14 protein-coding genes are annotated in these 20,656 nt (G+C 31.4%); 2 read left to right on the plus strand and 12 right to left on the minus strand.

Annotation, left to right across the window (positions count from 1 at the left end):
• Positions 1-10: 10 nt before the first annotated feature.
• The 9 genes from KM800_RS03060 to KM800_RS03100 all read right to left on the minus strand — a co-directional run bounded on the left by KM800_RS03060 (position 11) and on the right by KM800_RS03100 (position 11,882).
• Positions 11-1,153, minus strand: a complete 1,143-nt coding sequence (locus KM800_RS03060; protein WP_217811746.1) for a glycosyltransferase — start codon at positions 1,151-1,153, stop codon at positions 11-13.
• A 19-nt stretch (positions 1,154-1,172) separates the two neighbouring features.
• Positions 1,173-2,672: an O-antigen ligase family protein gene (locus KM800_RS03065; protein WP_217811747.1), complete on the minus strand. Its 1,500-nt coding sequence runs from the start codon at positions 2,670-2,672 to the stop codon at positions 1,173-1,175.
• Between the two features lie 20 nt (positions 2,673-2,692).
• Positions 2,693-3,445, minus strand: a complete 753-nt coding sequence (locus tag KM800_RS03070; protein ID WP_217811748.1) for an acyltransferase — start codon at positions 3,443-3,445, stop codon at positions 2,693-2,695.
• A gap of 29 nt (positions 3,446-3,474) precedes the next feature.
• Positions 3,475-4,581: a Gfo/Idh/MocA family protein gene (locus KM800_RS03075; protein ID WP_217811749.1), complete on the minus strand. Its 1,107-nt coding sequence runs from the start codon at positions 4,579-4,581 to the stop codon at positions 3,475-3,477.
• Between the two features lie 89 nt (positions 4,582-4,670).
• Positions 4,671-5,990 (minus strand): nucleotide sugar dehydrogenase, encoded by a 1,320-nt coding sequence (locus KM800_RS03080; RefSeq protein WP_217811750.1) that lies wholly within the window; start codon positions 5,988-5,990, stop codon positions 4,671-4,673.
• Between the two features lie 146 nt (positions 5,991-6,136).
• On the minus strand, positions 6,137-7,993 hold the full coding sequence (locus KM800_RS03085; RefSeq protein ID WP_217811751.1) for a polysaccharide biosynthesis protein: 1,857 nt from the start codon (positions 7,991-7,993) through the stop codon (positions 6,137-6,139).
• A gap of 101 nt (positions 7,994-8,094) precedes the next feature.
• Positions 8,095-9,024 carry a UTP--glucose-1-phosphate uridylyltransferase GalU gene (gene galU, locus KM800_RS03090; RefSeq protein ID WP_217811752.1) on the minus strand — a complete coding sequence of 310 codons (930 nt, stop codon included), beginning with the start codon at positions 9,022-9,024 and terminating at the stop codon, positions 8,095-8,097.
• 23 nt (positions 9,025-9,047) lie between these two features.
• A complete protein-coding gene (locus tag KM800_RS03095) occupies positions 9,048-10,124 on the minus strand; it encodes a tetratricopeptide repeat protein (protein WP_217811753.1) in 1,077 nt (358 codons plus the stop codon).
• Positions 10,125-10,148: 24 nt separating this feature from the next.
• Positions 10,149-11,882 (minus strand): phospho-sugar mutase, encoded by a 1,734-nt coding sequence (locus KM800_RS03100; protein ID WP_217811754.1) that lies wholly within the window; start codon positions 11,880-11,882, stop codon positions 10,149-10,151.
• A gap of 231 nt (positions 11,883-12,113) precedes the next feature.
• Between KM800_RS03100 and KM800_RS03105 the strand changes: the two genes are divergently transcribed.
• On the plus strand, positions 12,114-13,574 hold the full coding sequence (locus tag KM800_RS03105) for an aminotransferase class I/II-fold pyridoxal phosphate-dependent enzyme (protein ID WP_217811755.1): 1,461 nt from the start codon (positions 12,114-12,116) through the stop codon (positions 13,572-13,574).
• Positions 13,575-13,637: 63 nt separating this feature from the next.
• Here KM800_RS03105 and KM800_RS03110 read toward each other — a convergent pair whose 3' ends face one another.
• From KM800_RS03110 to KM800_RS03120, 3 genes are read right to left on the minus strand one after another with little or no spacing between them, the layout of a single operon-like run.
• Entirely contained in the window at positions 13,638-14,072 is a 435-nt protein-coding gene (locus KM800_RS03110) for a DUF523 domain-containing protein (protein ID WP_217811756.1), read from the minus strand.
• Positions 14,073-14,083: 11 nt separating this feature from the next.
• Complete coding sequence (locus KM800_RS03115) at positions 14,084-16,441, minus strand: endonuclease MutS2 (protein ID WP_217811757.1); 2,358 nt, start codon at positions 16,439-16,441, stop codon at positions 14,084-14,086.
• Positions 16,442-16,486: 45 nt separating this feature from the next.
• A complete protein-coding gene (locus KM800_RS03120; RefSeq protein ID WP_217811758.1) occupies positions 16,487-18,844 on the minus strand; it encodes a DUF3656 domain-containing U32 family peptidase in 2,358 nt (785 codons plus the stop codon).
• 242 nt (positions 18,845-19,086) lie between these two features.
• Between KM800_RS03120 and KM800_RS03125 the strand changes: the two genes are divergently transcribed.
• Positions 19,087-20,656: DNRLRE domain-containing protein (locus KM800_RS03125; RefSeq protein WP_217811759.1), on the plus strand; the 1,570-nt coding region annotated here is incomplete at its 3' end.

Genomic DNA, 20,656 nt, shown 5'->3' on the forward strand with positions numbered 1-20,656 from the left:
TACTTGAGTATCAACTTGAAAGAATACTAATATATAGTTCTTTAAGTTTTTTTCCAATTGAATCATAATTAAAATTATCTTCAGCATAATTTCTTATATATTGAAAATCAAAATGATCATAGTTGTCAATCATATTTTTTATTCCAAGTTCTAATTGTTCCTTGTTACCGGATTCAACTAATATTCCAACTTTTTTGTTTACAAAATCTTGTGGGCCGCCACATTTGGTAGCAAGCACAGGTTTACCACCAGCCATGGATTCTATTAATACGCTTCCAAAAGTTTCCTTTATACTTGGCAATATTAAGAAATCATTTTTTTCTATTAATTTAGGTATTTCTAATTTATCCACTTTACCATAAAAATTACACTTATCATATATGCCCAATTCTTTACACGTTTTTTCGTATTCTTTTCTCTTGGACCCGTCACCTACTATATTAAAATTTATATCATACTCTGGATTTTTAGACATAAAATCAGCAAGTGCCGGTATGAAGTATTGCAGACCCTTTACTTCACTGTCAGGCATTAATCCAACAAATAACAAATTCCAGTGTTTTGCATCTTTATTATTCATAATTTTTATATTATATGAAGATGTATCTACTACATTTCCTATTACTCTACTTTTAAATTTAAATTTTAAATCAGCAAGCTCTTTTGCTAAATATGTACTTACCGTAATTACATATTTAGCCTTCTTATATGATAAATAAAATAAGATTTTATTGTAAATCTTATTTGAGAATTCTTCAACTTTTGAAGAATGTTCTGTTATTATATATGGTATATTATTGAAAAATTTGCTATATACATATGCTATAAAACCTGCCGTATAACATACATGACAATGTATTAAACTTATGTTATTTTCATTTAATATCTTTTTTAATATTTTAGCTGACTTTATTATGCTATACAATCTTGATATTTTAGCATTTTTTAAATAGTCCGTATTAGCTCTATAAATAATAACTCCTTCTTCAATAGTTTTTCTATATCTACCATTATCTGCGCTTTTGTCATAAGGATAGAATACAATTGGAGTAATTCCTACTTTTTTCAAAGCTCTAACTTGCTCTTTTACAAATACTCCATTTACAGGACTTGAATCATCAGGATACCAACTAGCCAACACTAAAATTTTCAATATAATAACACCTCAACTACTAATTATTTTCCACAAATTTTTTGCTTCTTCCTACTATAAGAGCTAAAGACATTCCCATAGAAATCCAAAAAGGAGGATACCACATGATTGTACTAGGACCAAAACATAAGAATATAATGCCAAATAAATTTGCAGAGAACATTATAAAATACTTTTTATACTTAGCTTGTTCATAATAATATGCCTTTATACCATCTCTAATCATACTTATATATATGTAGATGATGTATAAAAATATTGCTATTCCGAAATTTCCTAGCATTTCAAGCCAAAAGCTATGTACATTCAGAACTCCAAATGTATTGTTCATCTTTTCTACATATTTTTCTATATTTCCAGCTCCAAATCCCAAATAATGTTTTTCTGATATTACCCCATGTACTACATCGTGCATAAGTGTATACCTTTCATTATCTGATCCCTTTTTACCTAATTCAAGTAATTTTTGATCTTTTAAATCAGGTTGATATTTATAATTGGCTATGTTCAATTTGCTTAAAAGTGTGGAACCTGTTATTTTACCATAAAAAGGCTGCATATTAGGCACAAAAGAAATTCCTACAAATACCCCAAGAGTTATAAGAGCTGTAGATATTAGTTTTATTACGTTAAATTTATCTTTATTTTTAGATATAGAATAGAATAATATCATGAATATTATTACTGCAAATATAGTTATCCATGATGTCCTAGACCTTGTAAATATTAAATTAATTTGACTTATAAAATATAAAACTATATATAATCTCTTTTTAAACTTGTTTTTAGTAAATAACCAGGCAACTATGAGAATAGTCATTGCCATAACTAAAAATACTGCATAATTGTTAGGATTATAAAAAAATACAACTGGTATTTTTTTGACATAACTTATTTGAGTTGATATAGGATCCCATTCTTCAAAATGATTTCTTACTCCATATCTTATGCCGAACATTTCCAATACTCCAAGGAACAATATTCCCATATATATGTACTGTAAAAGGCTTAAAGTCTTTCGCATTATATCTTTAGACCTATTCTCCCAAAATATCATTACCAAAAGAGAAAACATAATAAAAAAGTTAAATACATATTTAACTGCAAGCTTTTTATCTTGTGCGATTAGAACACTAAACAGCATATATACAATAAATATAATTATAAAAATTAAATATTTATTATATTTAATATTTTTAAAACCATCTTTAATACAATGTTTTATAAAATTGCGCAATAAAAATACTATATATATAAATAAGGTTATGTAGAAATAATATACATCATATCTACTTCCTATCGGTACTTTCAATGAAAAATTTATAATAGCAAATAGAAGTGTGGAAAAATATATAAAATTCCGTTTACTTCCTATAAATTTTTTATAAATTATAGTAACATAGAAAGCTGCAAATATTTGAACTACAATCAAACTTGGAAACATAAAATAGTTAGCTATTAAACTTAAAATAATTATTAAATATATAATTTTATTTTGATTTTTGACGCTTATATCCATTACCAGTTCCACCTTTTCATTTATTGTTGATTTTTAAGAAGTTGATCTTCTGGCACTTTTCTTAAAGATTTGGCTGGATTACCTGCAACTATACTTTCACTTTCTATATTTTTTGTAACTACACTTCCTGCTGCCGCAAAGCCATCTATATCTATTGTTTTCCCCGGCAATATAACAGCTCCTGCTCCTATTCTGCCTCCTCTTTTTACTGTCACGCCCTTAAAGTGTTTAAATCTTTCTTTAGATCTAGCTGCATAATTGTCATTTGACGTAACAACGCATGGGGCTATAAAAACATAATCTTCAATTTTTGAATAAGCTGTTATATATGCATTTGTCTGAATTTTACAATTTGATCCTATGCTGCAGTAATTTTCAACTGTGGCACCTTTTCCAATTATGGTCTTTTCACCTATAGTTACATTTTCTCTAACTACAGCTATATCTGCAACCAACGTGTTTTTTCCTATGCAGGAACCTGCATACACAATAGCAGCTGCACCTATCAAACAGCCATCTTCTATTTTAGATGGCTGTAATGGCTCTTCATCATCTTTAAATATACTATTTGCCGCTCTCATAGGTTGTTTACCTATAACTGCATTATCATCAATTCTTACATTGTCACCTATTATTGCTCCCTTATGTATAACTACATTGTTTGAAATAATACAATTATCTCCTATAACAACTTCATCTTCTACAACTACAAAACATCCAAAGCTTACATTTTTACCTATATTCGCAGTTTCAGATATAAAACATTTATCCATAATCTTCTGCTCCTTTTGACTAAAACAAATTATTTATGTATCTTATCTACATTTATCATATCCATAGTAGAGAAATTATCAAATGGGAATTTAACAGGCTGTCCTGTAAGCCTTGACTTATAAGCCGCCAATATTATAGACATTCCCTTCTTGCCTTCTTCACCATTTACAAGAGGTTCTCTATTGTTATTTATTGCATCTATCATATCTTTAAACAATGGAGTATGACCAAATCCATATACTGTATCAGGATCACCCTCCTGAGCCTTCAATACATCTTCCTCATTGTCCTTATTATCATCGAATCTCCATGTCTCTATCTTGTTAACTGCAAGTCCACCTATACATACTGCCCCATTTTGACCAAATATGCTTAAAGTTTCTTCAAGATTTTTAGGATATACACATGCACTACCCTCAATCATTCCTATAGCACCATTTTTAAATCTTATTATTACAGCTCCAAAATCTTCTGCTTCTATGTCCCTCATGAAAGTATCACTTTGTGAATATACTGTATCTATTTCCCCGCCAAGCATCCACTGAAGTAAATCTATATCATGTATACATTGATTCATCAATGTACCACCATCTAACTTCCATGTTCCTCTCCATGAAGCTTGTTTATAGTAATTCATATTTCTGTTCCACAATATCCTTGCAGTACCGTTTATAAGTCTTCCAAATCTCTTTTCATCAATGGCCTTTCTCAACTTTTGAATTGGCACATTAAATCTGTTTTGATGACTTATGCACAATTTTACATTATTGTCTTTTGCACACTTTATCATGTTATTTGCATCATCTATTGATAATGCCATAGGCTTTTCCACTATAACATTTTTCTTTTTGTTCATACAGTACATAGCTATTTCAGGATGATATCCGCTTTCTGTAGCAATTGTAACTACGTCTATATCCTCATTTTCAAGCATTTCCTTATAGTCACTATATGTTTTTATTTGTATGTTTTCATTTAATTTATCTGCATATTCCCTGCTTTTTTCCTTGGCCTTATCCAGCACTATGTCACATGTACACACAAGCTCCGCTTCCATCTTATTATTTATTAAAGCTTCCACATGTTTATAAGAAATCCTTCCACAACCAATAATGGCAAATTTTAATTTATTCATAAAGACACCTCTCTTTTAAATTACTATATTCAGTAATATAAGCCCCATAAATTAGGACTTATATTAATATAATATCATTTTAATAATTTTTACAGTTTATGAATTTTGTCTCTATTGTTCTTTACATCTTTAGTAGCATTTCTAGTATCATAAATAAGTTTTGCTCTCTCAGCAATCTTTTCATAATCGTAGCAACTGTGATTTGTAGTTATTATTACTATATCCGCATCATCTATTACTTCTTTCCAATCAACAGTTCTATATTCCTTATCTTTATGTTTGAAACTAGGTATATACGGATCATTTATTATGATATCAGCTCCATTAGCCTCCAGATGTTCTATAACCTTAAGAGCAGGTGATTCTCTCATATCATCTATATCATTTTTATAAGCTACTCCAAGGAGCAATACTTTTGCACCATTCATAGCCTTTTTTTGATATTTATTTAATAATTTCATAGCATTATCTACCACAAAAGATGGCATGGAATCATTTATATCTCCTGAAGTTTCTATAAGTTTGGTATGGAAATCATATTCTTTAGCTTTCCATGAAAGATAAAATGGATCTAGTGGTATACAATGTCCACCAAGTCCTGGGCCTGGATAAAATGGCATGAATCCATAAGGTTTGGTTTTTGCAGCTTCTATTACTTCCCATATGTCTATGTTCATTCTATTACACAATATAGCCATTTCGTTTATAAGTGCTATATTTATATTTCTAAATGTATTTTCAAGTATTTTTTCCATTTCAGCTACTGCTGGTGAGGATACTGTAAACACATCACTTTTTAATACGCTTCTATAAAGTGCTGCTGCTACTTCAGTGCATTCAGGTGTGCAGCCACCTACTACTTTTGGAGTGTTTTTAGTTTTGTATTTCTTATTTCCTGGATCTACTCTTTCAGGTGAAAAAGCAAGGAAAAAGTCATCTCCACATTTTAAACCGCTCTCTTCAAGTATTGGTTTCAATACTTCTTCTGTTGTTCCAGGATATGTAGTACTTTCTAAAACTACCAACATTCCTTTATGTAAATATTTAGCTACACTTCTAGTAGAATTTACTACATATGATAAATCTGGCTGCTTATATAAATCAAGTGGTGTAGGAACAGATATTGTAACTGCATCTACATCTTTTACAAAACTAAAGTCGGTAGTAGCTTTCAATTTACCATCTTTAACTAATGCAGAGAGATCTGAATCAACTATGTCTCCTATATAATTATGTCCCTCATTTACCATGTTCACTTTTTTATCTTGAACATCGAATCCTATAACATTATACCCTACCTTTGCCTTTTCAACTGCAAGTGGGAGTCCCACATATCCTAATCCTACTACACCTAGCTTGGCAGTCTTATCATTTAATTTTGATATCAATTCATTTTTTAACTGTGACATTGTTTTTCCTCCTGAGTTTTCAAGTATACAAAATTTTATTAAATCATAAATATATTCTAATTCAAATTTTCCTTATCCTATTATATCATACTGTATATTGTGACATTTATTTTTCAGCTAGTTTATTACTTTATATTCTTTGTTATTTAAGCTGATTCTCTTTCATTATTTTTTCTTGTATAGGTCGGAACTTTTTCTTCCATAAGTTTAAATATATGTTCCCTGTCCTCATATACAACTTCTTTAAATTCAAGTATAGATTTTTCTATGAATTTCATATCTATTTTATTTGGCTTTTCAACAAAAATCTTTTTATGTTCTGTTGATGTAAGTGCCAATTCATTCATAAGAAGTTCTTCATATAATTTTTCTCCAGGTCTTAATCCAGTGTATTCTATCTTTATATCTTCATCCGGTCTATATCCAGATAGAGTTATAAGATCTCTTGCCAGGTCTACTATTTTAACAGGTTTTCCCATGTCAAGTACAAATATTTCTCCACCATGGGCTATTGCACCTGCCTGAATAACAAGTTGTGCAGCTTCCGGTATGGTCATGAAGAATCTATTTATCTCAGGATCTGTAACAGTAACAGGTCCTCCATGAGATATTTGCCTCTTAAAAAGTGGAATAACGGAACCATTACTTCCAAGTACATTGCCAAATCTGACAGCTACATATTCAGTTTTGCTTACAGCATCAAAAGCTTGAACCATCATTTCACAAAATCTCTTGGTAGCACCCATAATATTGGTTGGATTTACAGCTTTATCAGTACTTATTTGAACAAATTTTTTCACATTGTAATCATTACAACATTTAAGTACATTATAAGTTCCAATTATATTATTTTTTACAGCTTCACCAGGATTCATTTCCATTAGTGGAACATGTTTATGTGCAGCTGCATGAAATACTACATCCGGTTTATAATGTGAAAAAATTTCACTAAGTCTGTCAGCATCTCTTATAGAAGCTATAATAACCTTTTTGTTCAATTCAGAATGATTATAATTAAGTTCCATCTGAACGTCATATACATTGTTTTCATATATGTCAAGTATTAATAGTTGTTTAGGATAGAACTTGGCTATTTGTCTGCACAATTCAGATCCAATTGAGCCTCCACCGCCAGTTACCAATATTACCTTATCTTTTATGTATTTATTTATATTGCTGTTGTTTAATTTAACTTCTTCCCTGCCAAGTAAATCTTCTATATTTACATCTCTTAATTTACTTATATTGACTTTTCCATCTACAATTTCATATATTCCAGGCAATGTTTTTAATTTACATCCAGTACTTTTACAGATGTTTATAATTTCCCGTTTTGAATGCATATCAACTGATGGAATAGCAATTATTATATCCTCTATTCTATTTTTTTTACATATTTCAGGTATATCTCCTCTTCCTCCTAAAACTTCTATACCACTTATAAATTTTTTCTTTTTATAAGAGTCATCATCAATAAGTCCTACTATGTCATAGTTCAAATTTTTATGTCTCTTTATTTCCTTTATCAACATTGCAGAAGCATCTCCTGCTCCTATTATAAGGAGCCTTTTACTTTTTTTGTTTACTCCTTTTTCTCCAGCACTCTGCTCAAACATTCTAAGTAAAAATCTTGTTCCGCCTAAAGTTACTACAGACAATATCCAAAATATTATATGTACAGTATAAGGAAATCTATAATATCTGTTTTCAAGAAACCTAAAACTTACTATATAACTATAAACTACAAATACAGCATTTGACAGTGAAACTGAATAAATAATAGACATTAATTCTTCTATAGATGCATACTTCCATATACTGCTATATAATTTAAAAAACCTATTAAATATAAGAGTTATTCCTATTACTGGGATTAACGACAACTTTAAAAATTCCATATATTCTGATGGTATACTGAAATCAAATCTTAAGAGGAACGCAAAATATAATGAAACTATTATTAAAGCTATGTCATATATAATAAGCTTTTTGTCTTTCTGCATATCAACACTTCCTAAAGTTATTTTTACAAAAATAATTCTACATTAAAACTCTCTTTTCTATTTTACATCATAGCTAAAATTATTCAATATATTTTTATTTATCAAATTGTAAACTTATTTTTATCAGTTTTGTCTAAAATTTCTTTATGTACATTTTTAAACAACTCTGTATCCTTTAAATTTAACAAATATTCCATAAAAGGCTTTTTCAATTCATCTCTCTTTAAAGCATACTCCACTGTAGCTTGTAAGAATCCCAATTTGTCACCTACATCATATCTTCTTCCTCTAAAATTATACGCATACATCGCTTCTTTGTTGGCTAGAGTTCTAAGAGCATCTGTAAGCTGTATTTCTCCTCCCTTTCCAGGTACAGTATCTTTAAGTATTTTAAATATGGATGGTGTTATTATATATCTGCCTAATATGGCTATATTAGAAGGAGCATCTTCTACTTTAGGCTTTTCTACCAATCCCTTTACTTTATACACTCTATCCTCTATATACATTCCTTTGACTATTCCATACTTGTATGCCTGATCTTTTGGTACTTCCTGAACACCTATTATGGAAGTCTTATATTCGTCATAACAATTTATAAGTTGTTTAAGACATGGTTCTTTGCTATCTACTACATCATCACCAAGCATTACAGCAAATGGTTCATTTCCCACAAATGTTTCAGCGCAACTTATTGCATGGCCTAATCCCTTTGGTTCTTTTTGCCTTATATAGTATATATCTGCCATATTTGATATCTTTTTTACTAAATCCAAAAGTTGAGTTTTATTATGCATTTCCAACTCTTTTTCTAATTCAACAGATTTGTCAAAATGATCTTCTATGGCTCTTTTATTTCTTCCTGTAATTATGAGTATCTGCTCTATTCCAGAAGATACAGCCTCTTCTATAATGTATTGTATTGTAGGTTTATCAACTATCGGAAGCATTTCCTTAGGTTGGGCTTTAGTTGCCGGCAGAAACCTGGTTCCCAGTCCCGCAGCTGGTATTATAGCTTTTTTAACTTTCAAAATAAAATCTCCTTTCAAATAATTTATTGATCTTTTTCTAAATAACCTTTAATCTGTAAAACTATTTCATCATTTGGATCAAGCTTTTTGGCAATATCATAGTTAAGTTTTGCATTGTCCATATCTCCAAGATTCAAATAGCACATTATTATATTGGTACATATCTCCACAGATTTAGTAGCTTCAAAAGCCTTTCTCAAGTATGCTAAAGCAGTTTTGTAATCTCCAATAGATGCATAATTTATTCCCATTTCATTTACTATCTCAACTATACTGCTGTCTATGCTTAGGGCTTCATTTAAATAATATATTGCCTTTTCATAGTTTTGAAGCATTCTATAGCCTACTGCTATATAGTAGTAAAGCGAAGCGTGATCTCCAAAAGTGTCTATCAATGGAATAAGCTTTTTCAATGCTTCTTTAGGATTTTCATTCAGAATCTCCTTGGCTCTGTCAAAATCTACTACTGATTTAACTGACTCTTTAAAATCTGTAACTTCTAGAGTTTCCTCTCCACCTTTTGATATATAGTTATTAATATAAAAAAGAGCCTTTTCATAATCTTCTCTCTCTTTTTCAATTATTGCATGATAGAAATATGGGAGAGCATAGTTATCAATGCTCTCAGCTCCCTCCAATATTTCCAATTCTTCATTTCTATAATCGTTGTTCATAATTCTAAGTCTATCTATTATAAATATAGTTTTATCGTATACTTCTTCAGTTTTTTCCACACAGAGCAATCCTTTTAAAAGTATATACGCATCTTCATAATTTTTATTTTTTACTCTATCTGCTATTTCAGCCTTTATTAATGGTACTGAATCCTTTGTATTTTTTAATATAATCTTATAGCAGTCATTGAATTTAAATTTAATATCTGCTCCGAGTACATAAAACATACCTTCTATAAAAAATGCTACAGGTATTTTATCCATATTGTTTTCAGCTTTAACAGTATCTACTATGTTTTTAGCTTTTAATGGTATATATATGCTTTCATTCAAATCGACTTTGAATACTTTTTGCAAAGTTTCCCTATTTATCTCTAAAAACATTATACTTGATAGTTTATCTTTAAAATGTGCTTCTATATTCATAAATCTCACCTATATCTTTATATTTTAACTTTCACATGCATCATCAAATATACTTTCAATCTTCTTTTGAAAATTTTCAATTCTATTATTGGAATCATCCAAAGTATTTCCTATTACAGATAGATATATTTTTATCTTGGGTTCCGTTCCGGATGGTCTTACTACAAAGCAGGATTTATCCTCCAGTATAAACTTAAGAACATTGGATTTAGGTAAATCAATAAAGCTTTCTTTTATATTTACAAGATCTTTCTCCACACTTAGTTTATAATCCATCTTCTTGACTATTTTTACACTGCCAACAATATTCTTCATTGAATGTCTAAGGTACTGCATTATTTTTTCAATTTTTTCATGACCTTCTTTTCCTTTAAGTTCTACTGATACAAGTTTTTCTCTGTAGTATCCATATTTATCATACAATGCTATAAGTGCATCATACAAACTCATACCCCTGGATTTATAATATAAGGCCATTTCACATATAAGTGTAGAAGCAATTACTGCATCCTTGTCTCTTACAAAATCACCTGCCAGATAACCATAACTCTCTTCAAATCCAAATATAAAATTCTTGTCTCCACTCTTTTTAAATTCCTTTATTTTTTCTCCTATATATTTAAAACCTGTAAGTACGTCTATTATCTCAACACCATAATCTTCTGCTATTTTTGAAACAGCCTCTGTGGTCACAATTGTCTTAACTACAGCTCCATTTTCAGGTATTGAATTAAATTCTTTTAAAGAAGATAAAATGTAATTTGTCAGAAGAATTCCTGTTTGATTTCCAGTTAAGATTTTATATTCTCCGTTAGAGTTTTTTACTATAACTCCAATTCTGTCACAATCTGGATCAGTTCCAAATATTATATCTGGCTTTATCTTTTTAGCCATATCGAGAGCTATTTCAAATACCTTTGGATCCTCGGGATTAGGATATGGGGCAGTTGGAAAATTTCCATCTGGTTTTTCTTGCTCCTTTACTACAAATACATTCTCATAACCTAATTCACTAAGTGCTCTTCTTACTGGAACATTTCCACTACCATGAATTGGTGTATATATTATGTTCAGTTCTTTTGCCTTTGATTTAACTAATTCTTTTCTTATTCCAAGTCCTTTTACTTTTTCTAAATATGATCTGTCTACTTCTTCTCCAACTATATTCAACAGTTTTTTATTTTCTGCATCAGACCTGCTCATATTTTTAATTTTGGAAATATCGTCTACATTTTCTATTCTATATAATATTTCTTGGGCTAAAGTATCGGTTACCTGTCCACCATCTTCTCCATAAACCTTATATCCATTATATTGCTTTGGATTGTGAGATGCAGTTATTACTATTCCAGCTTTACTTTTAAAATACCTGACGGCGTAGGACAACATAGGAGTAGGTCTTAAAGATTCAAATAAATTAACCTTAATTCCATTGGCACATAAATTAAGTGCCGCTCTTTCAGCAAATTCATTTGACATAATTCTTGAATCATATCCTATAGATACTGATATATCTGTATTTTTATATTTATTTAATAAATAATCAGATAAACCTTGTGTAGTTTTTCCTATAGTATATATATTCATTCTATTTGTTCCTGCTGCCATTACTCCTCTAAGGCCACCAGTTCCAAACTCAAGATCTTTATAGAATCTGTCTTCTATTTCCTTTTCATCTTTAATATTTTGCAATTCTTGTTTTGTACCCTCATCAATAAACTTTGAGTTCAACCACTGTTCATATTTTTCTCTATACATTAATCAATACCTCCTACTATTTATCAAAATCATCTATATATCAATATTTAACATTTACAATTATACTATAAATACTTATTAAAATCACTTTTACCTACCCTAAAATTTATTTATATTGTTGAATTTATAAAATAATTAACATATAATAATATTAGTTTTTATTAAATATAAGAAAACCCTTTAAATTCAAGAGTTAAAGGGTTGTTTTTATGAAAGAAGGTGCATATCCAGATGTACAAATTAGATCAAAATGAAACTCCGCTATTTGATGCATTAATGGAATACGTAAAACGAAAAACTATACCATTTCATGTACCGGGTCACAAAAAAGGTGTTGGAGCAGATGCAGAATTCAAGACCTTTATAGGTGAAAATCCTTTCAAAATAGATGTGACAGTTTTCAAATCAGTTGACAGTCTGCATCATCCTACAGGTCCTATAAAAAGGGCTCAGGAATTAGCAGCTGATGCATATGGATCAGACGCTGCTTTTTTTTCAATACATGGCACATCAGGAGCAATACAGGCGATGATTATGTCTGTAGTAAATTCAGGTGACAAAATTATAATACCTAGAAATGTTCACAAATCAGTAACAGCAGGAATTATACTAAGTGGTGCTATTCCTGTATATATGCAGCCTGAACTTGATAAAAAGGTAGGAATTGCCCACGGTGTCACTCCTAAAACCGTTGCTAAGACACTAGAAGAAAATAGTGATGCAAAAGCAGTTTTAATTATAAATCCAACATACTATGGTGTAGCTGCAGATATAAAAAAAATAGCAACTATTGTTCATAGTTATGATATTCCATTAATAGTAGATGAAGCCCATGGACCACACCTTGGTTTTAATAAAAAACTTCCCCTTTCCTCCATGGATGCTGGAAGTGATATGTGTTGTCAAAGTACTCATAAAATAATAGGTGCACTTACTCAAGCCTCTCTACTACATGTTAATTCTGAAAGAGTTGACGTTCATAGAGTACAACAGGTTTTATCATTACTACAAACTACTTCACCTTCTTACATACTAATGGCTTCCCTGGATTGTGCCAGAAGGCAGATTGCAATCAGCGGTAAAGAACTATTGGATAAAGCTATAGATCTAGCCAATTATGCACGATGTGAAATAAACAAAATTCCTGGTCTTTATTGTTTTGGAGATGAACTTCTAGGTAACAGCGGTGTGTACTCGCTGGATCCAACAAAGATAACTATTACTTGTAGAGATTTAGGAATAACAGGATACGATTTGGATATGATTTTATCAAGTAAATATCATATCCAAATGGAACTTTCAGATATATATAATGTTCTAGCTGTAGGATCCTTTGGAGATACAATGGAAAATATGAATGCTCTAATAAATGCCCTTAAGGAAATCAGTAAAGAGTATTTTGGAAATAATACTAAAAAGTCAGATTTTCTTGACGTCCCTGACATTCCAAAACAAATTAAAATTCCAAGAGATGCTTTTAATGTAGAAAAAGAAGCTGTTTCTTTAAAAAATAGTGTAGGTCTGGTTAGTGGAGAATTTTTAATGGCCTATCCTCCTGGAATTCCAGTACTATGTCCTGGAGAAGAAATAACCAAGGATATAGTTGACTATGTTAAACAACTTAAGGAAGCAGGTCTTTATGTTCAAGGAACAGAAGATCCTGAAGTCGAATATATTAAAGTGGTAAAATAATAAAATATTCCCGATTCAACAAAATCAGGATAGCTCACAATAAAATTTGAGCTATCCTGATTTTTATACTTCAATAACCTCTATGTTATTTTCTATAAGTAGTTGTGCAAATACTCCATTTCCATTTATAGTATTTCCAGAAAAACTTCCATCATATATTTTTCCACATCCACAGGATGGACTCTTGGATTTTAATATGGCAGTTTTTATAGAGCATACTTTACATATATTTATTACTTCATTAGCTCCTTTTACAAACTGCTCAGTTAAGTTATTTCCCTCTTTATCAATTATTCTAGCTTTTCCAATCAATACATCTTTTCCAGTTCCCCCATTTATTTCACATGGAAGTCGTGGTGTAGTCAAACCACCAAGTTGTTCGGGACATACGGGGATTGCTTTTCCGGATTTTAGAAGTTTTAAAACTTTATAATCCAAACTGGACTTTCCATCATATCTTGTATTTATTCCGCAAAGACATGCACTTACTATAATCATATATAGTCCTCCTATTTAAGTTCAACTACAGTAACGCCCGTTCCACCTTCACCATATTCACCTAACCTGTAGTTTTTGACATGAGAATGATGCTTCAACATTTCATTTATAGAATTTCTAAGTACACCAGTTCCCTTTCCATGAATTATTACTACTTCTTTTAATCCACTCATATATGCATCATCTAAATATTTATCCGTAGTATAAGATGCTTCTATGGAATCCATACCCCTTAGATCTACAGAACTTGATACAGATTTAAAATTCAATTTAGCTTCTCTTTTTTTCTTTTTCTGCTGTTTTGAAATTCCCTTTGGAGCTCTTAAATCTTTTAATTTTGCACTTACCTTCATTATGCCTGCCTGAACTTGAACCTCACCTCTGTTATCAGGTGTTGCAAGAACTATTACATTTTGATTGAGGGAAGGAAGAAATACTTCTTCTCCTTCTTTTACATTTTTAAGTTTTTCACCATCATCACTTTTATTTATATATAGTTTGCTTTCGGTTTCATCTAATTTTCTGTTGATTTTTTTTCTGTGCATTTCCAGATTTTTTCTAGCCTCAGAAGTATATCCAAGTTTCTCCATCTCATGCATTTCACGTACTATTTTATCCGATTCATCTTTTGCTTCTTTTATTATATTTTTTGCCTCTCTCTGTGCTTCCATATATATCTTGTCTCTAGTATTCTGAAGTTTTTTCAATTTATTGTCATACTTATCTTTAATTTTTAAAGCATCAGCCTTTAGATTCTCGGCTTCTCGTTTATATGCCTCAGCTTTCAAATTTTTATCCTGAAGATTTTGAATTAAATCTTCAAATTTTAAAGTTTCACTAGTTATATTTTCCCTAGCATCTTCTATTATAAAATCTGGAAGTCCAAGTCGCTTTGATATTTCAAAGGCATTGGATTTCCCGGGTATTCCTATTATAAGTATATATGTAGGTCTTAATGTCTCAATATCAAATTCTACAGATGCATTTTCAACTCCTTCAGTTTTAAGTGCATATACTTTTAATTCACTATAGTGGGTAGTTGCAACTATACTTGAACCTCTTTTCTTCAAATTTTCAAGTATTGCAACTGCAAGTGCAGCTCCTTCAGTTGGATCAGTTCCTGCACCAAGTTCATCAAATAGTACTAAAGACTTTTCATCCGCCTTATCTATAATATTAACTATATTTGTCATATGAGAAGAAAAAGTAGACAAATTTTGTTCAATACTTTGTTCATCACCAATATCAGCAAATACTTCATTAAAAAATCCTACTGTGGAATTTTCCCTTGCGGGTATCATAAGCCCACTTAAAGCCATAATATGCAAAAGCCCTATGGTTTTTAACGTTACTGTTTTTCCTCCTGTATTAGGACCTGTTATAACAAGAGACTTAAATTTCTTTCCCATGTATATATCCATTGGGACAACTACTTTTCTATCTATAAGAGGATGTTTTGCCTGTATTATATCTACAATTCCATCTTCATTTACTGAAGGAATTGTACAATTTAAATCATTTGCAAATTTAGCTTTTGCAAATATAAAATCCAGTTCCCACAATATGTTGGCATCTATCTCAATTGCAGATATATCATCATATATCTCTAGTGACAACCCTGCCAGTATTCTTTCTATTTCAGCTTTTTCACTTAATTTTAATTCCTTTATTTCATTATTGAGATTTACAAGCCCCATAGGTTCTATATACAGAGTAGATCCACTTGCACTTTGATCATGTACTAATCCAGGAACCATGGATTTATGCTCTGATTTTACTGGAAGTACATATCTATCCCCTCTCATGGTATATATACTGTCCTGCAAATACTGGGAATAATTTCTCATAAGAGAATTCACTTTATCTCTTACAGAAGAATTTTTATCTCTTAAACTTCTTCTAATTTTATATAAAGTAGAACTTGCCCTATCCGATACTTGTTCTTCACTTTCTATGGATAAAAATATTTTATCTTCCAACTTATTTAATTCCGTAATTCCTGAACATATGTCTTCTATTACAGGAAACGATTCTTCATCATCTTTATGACTTATATATTTTTTAAATCTTCTTGCAGACCTTAGCACTGCACCTATTCTCAGTATCTGAATGGGCATAAGTACCGAACCTTTTTTTGCCATAGTTATCCCAGTTCTCACATCATAAACTCCATCAAAAGGAACCTCGCCCTTGATCACCAGTAATTTAAACGCTTCTCTAGTTTCTTCCAAGTGCTGTCTTACTGCATAAATATTATCATAAGGTTTTAGATCCTCTATTATATCTTTAGCTGCAACAGTGTTGGTATACTCTTCTATTTTTTTCTTTATTTTATTAAATTCCAATATTTCTAAAGACTTTTCGTTCATGTAAAATTATTCATCCTTTCATATTTCACTAAAAATCTATTAAATTTACTCTACTCCTCTTTTATAACTGCCTCTCGTAAATTCAGAAAAATCTCCACTCCACTTTTCTGAAATAAAAGCTTTTAATATGTTTTTGGTTTGTTCATAACTTTCATCTAAAAAATCCAGTCTAAAACTTTTTATGCCCATATTCCTAATTTCTTTCATATCAGATATTAAATTTAAAGAAACACTATTATATATATGACTTCTGCAGAACTTATCTGTTTTAATTGGGAATTTTATATTTTTTCTATCTATAATACAATATTCACCATGTTCACAGGAACTATTGCAGTTTTTTGAAGCAGTCCTGCCTCCAAAAGTGCTTCCTATAGCACAATATTCGCTTACCATAAGTTCAATTTTCCCATACATCAACATTTGAGCACTATATTTGGTATTATTTAATACATTTCTAATTTCACCTCTACTTAACTCTACACTCAAACAATTTCCATTTGTAAATCCATTGTAAAACTTCAAAGAAGCACTATTAAATATATTAAGTTTATAATCTCCAATTAAATTTATTTTATTTTTAAATCTGTTCAATATACCTAGATTTGAGGTAATTATACCTTTAATTCTATTAGAATTTTTTTCTATAAAATTGCATATATAATCGAATTCCTCCTTTATTATATTAGGAGCTTTAATATATATATCTATATTACTTTCAATATTATCCAATTTAATTGAGTTCTTTCGTTGAAAAGGGTCTACACATATGGAATTGAAGTTTAATTCTAAAGCTGCTCTAAGCTGATCATTTGTGGTTACAAATATTATATTTCCTGGTAAATCAACTTTAGTTTCAATATCAGTTATATCAAATTTATATTTATCATTAACTACAGGCATATTTTTCCCAAGCACGTACTTTTCAATTTTATTTATAAGCTCTCTTCTGGCAATATTTATTTCAGACATAGGTAAAAATCCTTCTTCATAATCTATAAATTCCATATTTGAAAATTTGAAAGGGGTATCTCCTGTTTTTAATAGATTTTCACTTATTCTATCCTTGGTAACAGGTCTTTTAACTGCACTTTCAACAATTTCACCAGCAAAAGTAAATACATGATTCTTATATTTGGTTTCAAGTAAAAAGTCTGTTCCTACTTTGAATTTTACTTTTAGATTCAAGTATATTTTCCTTTTATAAGGACTTTTATAAATATTCTCCAATCTTTTGAGTTGGTTTAAATCCGATGTCTTATATATTATATCACCTGATTTATATCTTACCGGCATAAGTTTTACTCTTTGAGATTTTTCAGCATTATCCAATTCCCTATTATTTTCAATTATTTTAGAAACAGTGAATCCATTTTTGTTGTTCCTAACTCCATCACCTTTAGATATACACTCATTTAAAAGAATAGTCATATCTTTTTCAATCTTTCCAATTTCAACTCCTGTATTCTTTGGAAATGAATAAGACATCATATCTTTTCCTGTGTTTTTAAATAAATAAGCCTTAGAAAATCCTTCCCTATTAAATAGTTGTAATAATCTCTTTTTGCATTCACTTATATTAATGTTATTATTTTTGCTTTTGGACTCTATATATTCATCTATTACAGCTCTGTATTCACTTACAACTCCAGCTACATATTCTGGTCTTTTCATTCTTCCCTCAATTTTTAGAGAAGCTGCACCAGTATTTATTATATCTTCTATATTTTCAATAATACACATGTCTTTAGGACTTAAAATATATCCTTTTCTGTTGACTCCATTTTGTAAATTTACTACACTATATGGAAGTCTGCAGGGTTGTGCGCATCTTCCCCTATTCCCACTTCTTCCACCAATCGTACTGCTCATAAGACATTGACCTGAATAACAAATACAAAGAGCTCCATGTATAAATATCTCAGTTTCAACTCCAAGATTTCTTGATATATATTGTATCTCTTTTAGCGAAAGTTCTCTAGATAATACTATTCTTTTAAATCCAATTTCTTTTAAAAACAGTGCACCTTCAAGATTATGAACTGTCATCTGAGTTGAAGCATGTAATTCAAAATCAGGTAGAATTTTCTTTATATTAATTGCAAATCCTATATCCTGTATTATAAGACCATCTACACCTATACTATGTAAAAACTTTGCATATCTAACTGCCTCTTTCAATTCATTTTCCTTCATAAGCGTGTTTATAGTTATGTATATTTTAACATCATAAATATGACAGTATTTAACTGCAACTTCAAGATTTTCATTATTAAAATTATTTGCGTAAGCCCTAGCAGAAAATTTATTTCCACCTAGATAAATTGCATCAGATCCAGATTGAACTGCTGCATATAAGCTGTGCATATCTCCAGCAGGAGCTAATAACTCAATTTTTTTCATATATTCATCTCCAAGTATCAATTTTATTTTTTAATTTTTTCATATGAATCATAGTATCACATATTTTAATTATTGCACAATAAAAATAACATTTAAAAGTTTAAGCACTTTAATTTAAATACTTTAATTTAAGCACTCTAATATGTAACCAAACCTACTGTCCTATAATATATTATAATTGAAGCAAATTAAAACTTGTTTTATTACAACAGAATAATACTCGAAAGTGAGGTATGTATTATATGACTATTCACAGAGCTTATCCTACTGATGATGTCTATATATCCGAGTTTTTCCCAAATAAGAACTTTGTTTCATCTTCAGTTTTATATACAGGCGAATACACAAGATATAAGAACTGCCCGGATTCCTATAGAAGTCTTTTAAAGTTTGATATTCCTGGTTCAATACCTTCTAAATGTAAAATAACCAAAGCACTATTATATATATATGTTAACAGAAAAGATAAAGATCATTGCAGCTATCCATCTCAAACTGTAACAGTTTATAATAACTTGGTTAATTTTAGCCAAAACACAGTTACATGGAATAATGCACCTAATATTTCAATTACTCCATATAAAATTAAAATATCTAATAAAGATATAGGTCATTATGTAAAATTTGATATTACAAATTTAGTTAGAGACTGGTACAATAATACCATTGCAAATAATGGTTTAACATTAGTCGGAATAGAGGATACTCCTTATACTATAATTGGATATGATAGCAGTAGAGGTGCTAATAGTCCTTATTTATCCATAGACTATAAATGTGAAAAACCATGCCCAGTATGCCCTACTGGCCCAACTGGTCCTCAAGGTCCTGCTGGTGCTGACGGTTTAAATGGTGTTACTGGTCCTGCCGGTCCTCAGGGTCCTGTTGGCCCTACTGGTTCTCAAGGTCCCGCTGGCCCTAACGGTCCTCAAGGATGTCCTGGCCCTGCTGGTCACCAAGGTCCTCAAGGTGCTGACGGCTTAAATGGTGTTACTGGTCCTGCCGGTCCTCAGGGTCCTGTTGGCCCTACTGGTTCTCAAGGTCCTGCTGGCCCTAACGGTCCGCAAGGATGTCCTGGCCCTGCTGGTCCCCAAGGTCCCCAAGGTGCTGACGGCTTAAATGGTGTTACTGGTCCTGCCGGTCCTCAGGGTCCTGTTGGCCCTACTGGTTCTCAAGGTCCTGCTGGCCCTAACGGTCCGCAAGGATGTCCTGGCCCTGCTGGTCCCCAAGGTCCCCAAGGTGCTGACGGCTTAAATGGTGTTACTGGTCCTGCCGGTCCTCAGGGTCCTGTTGGCCCTACTGGTTCTCAAGGTCCTCAAGGTGCTGACGGCTTAAATGGTGCCACTGGTTCTGCCGGTCCTCAGGGTCCTGCTGGTGCCAACGGCTTAAACGGTGCTACTGGTCCTCAGGGTCCAGCTGGTCCTGTCGGTCCTCAAGGTCCCGCTGGAGTCAACGGCTTAAATGGTGCTACTGGCCCTCAAGGTCCTATTGGTCCTACTGGTGTCAATGGCTTAAACGGTGCTACCGGTCCTCAGGGTCCTGCTGGTGCTAACGGCTTGAATGGTCTAAATGGTGCTAATGGTTTAAATGGTTTGAATGGTGCTACTGGTCCTCAGGGTCCTGCTGGTGCTAACGGTGCTCAGGGCCCCGCTGGTCCTACTGGTTCTCAAGGTCCTGCTGGTGCCAACGGTTTAAATGGTGCTAATGGCCCTCAAGGTCCTGTTGGTCCTACTGGTGCCAATGGCTTAAACGGTGCTATCGGTCCTCAGGGTCCTGTTGGTCCTACTGGTGCCAATGGCTTAAACGGTGCTA

The organism is Clostridium tyrobutyricum, from assembly GCF_019144085.1.
GTDB classification, from domain to species: domain Bacteria; phylum Bacillota; class Clostridia; order Clostridiales; family Clostridiaceae; genus Clostridium_B; species Clostridium_B tyrobutyricum_A.

Coding starts and splice junctions, on each gene's coding strand:
- KM800_RS03065 (WP_217811747.1), bottom strand. CDS start 2,672: ATGGATATAAGCGTCAAAAATCAAAATAAAATTATATATTTAATAATT.
- KM800_RS03070 (WP_217811748.1), bottom strand. CDS start 3,445: ATGGATAAATGTTTTATATCTGAAACTGCGAATATAGGTAAAAATGTA.
- KM800_RS03075 (WP_217811749.1), bottom strand. CDS start 4,581: ATGAATAAATTAAAATTTGCCATTATTGGTTGTGGAAGGATTTCTTAT.
- KM800_RS03080 (WP_217811750.1), bottom strand. CDS start 5,990: ATGTCACAGTTAAAAAATGAATTGATATCAAAATTAAATGATAAGACT.
- KM800_RS03085 (WP_217811751.1), bottom strand. CDS start 7,993: ATGCAGAAAGACAAAAAGCTTATTATATATGACATAGCTTTAATAATA.
- KM800_RS03095 (WP_217811753.1), bottom strand. CDS start 10,124: ATGAATATAGAAGCACATTTTAAAGATAAACTATCAAGTATAATGTTT.
- KM800_RS03100 (WP_217811754.1), bottom strand. CDS start 11,882: ATGTATAGAGAAAAATATGAACAGTGGTTGAACTCAAAGTTTATTGAT.
- KM800_RS03105 (WP_217811755.1), top strand. CDS start 12,114: ATGTACAAATTAGATCAAAATGAAACTCCGCTATTTGATGCATTAATG.
- KM800_RS03110 (WP_217811756.1), bottom strand. CDS start 14,072: ATGATTATAGTAAGTGCATGTCTTTGCGGAATAAATACAAGATATGAT.
- KM800_RS03115 (WP_217811757.1), bottom strand. CDS start 16,441: ATGAACGAAAAGTCTTTAGAAATATTGGAATTTAATAAAATAAAGAAA.
- KM800_RS03120 (WP_217811758.1), bottom strand. CDS start 18,844: ATGAAAAAAATTGAGTTATTAGCTCCTGCTGGAGATATGCACAGCTTA.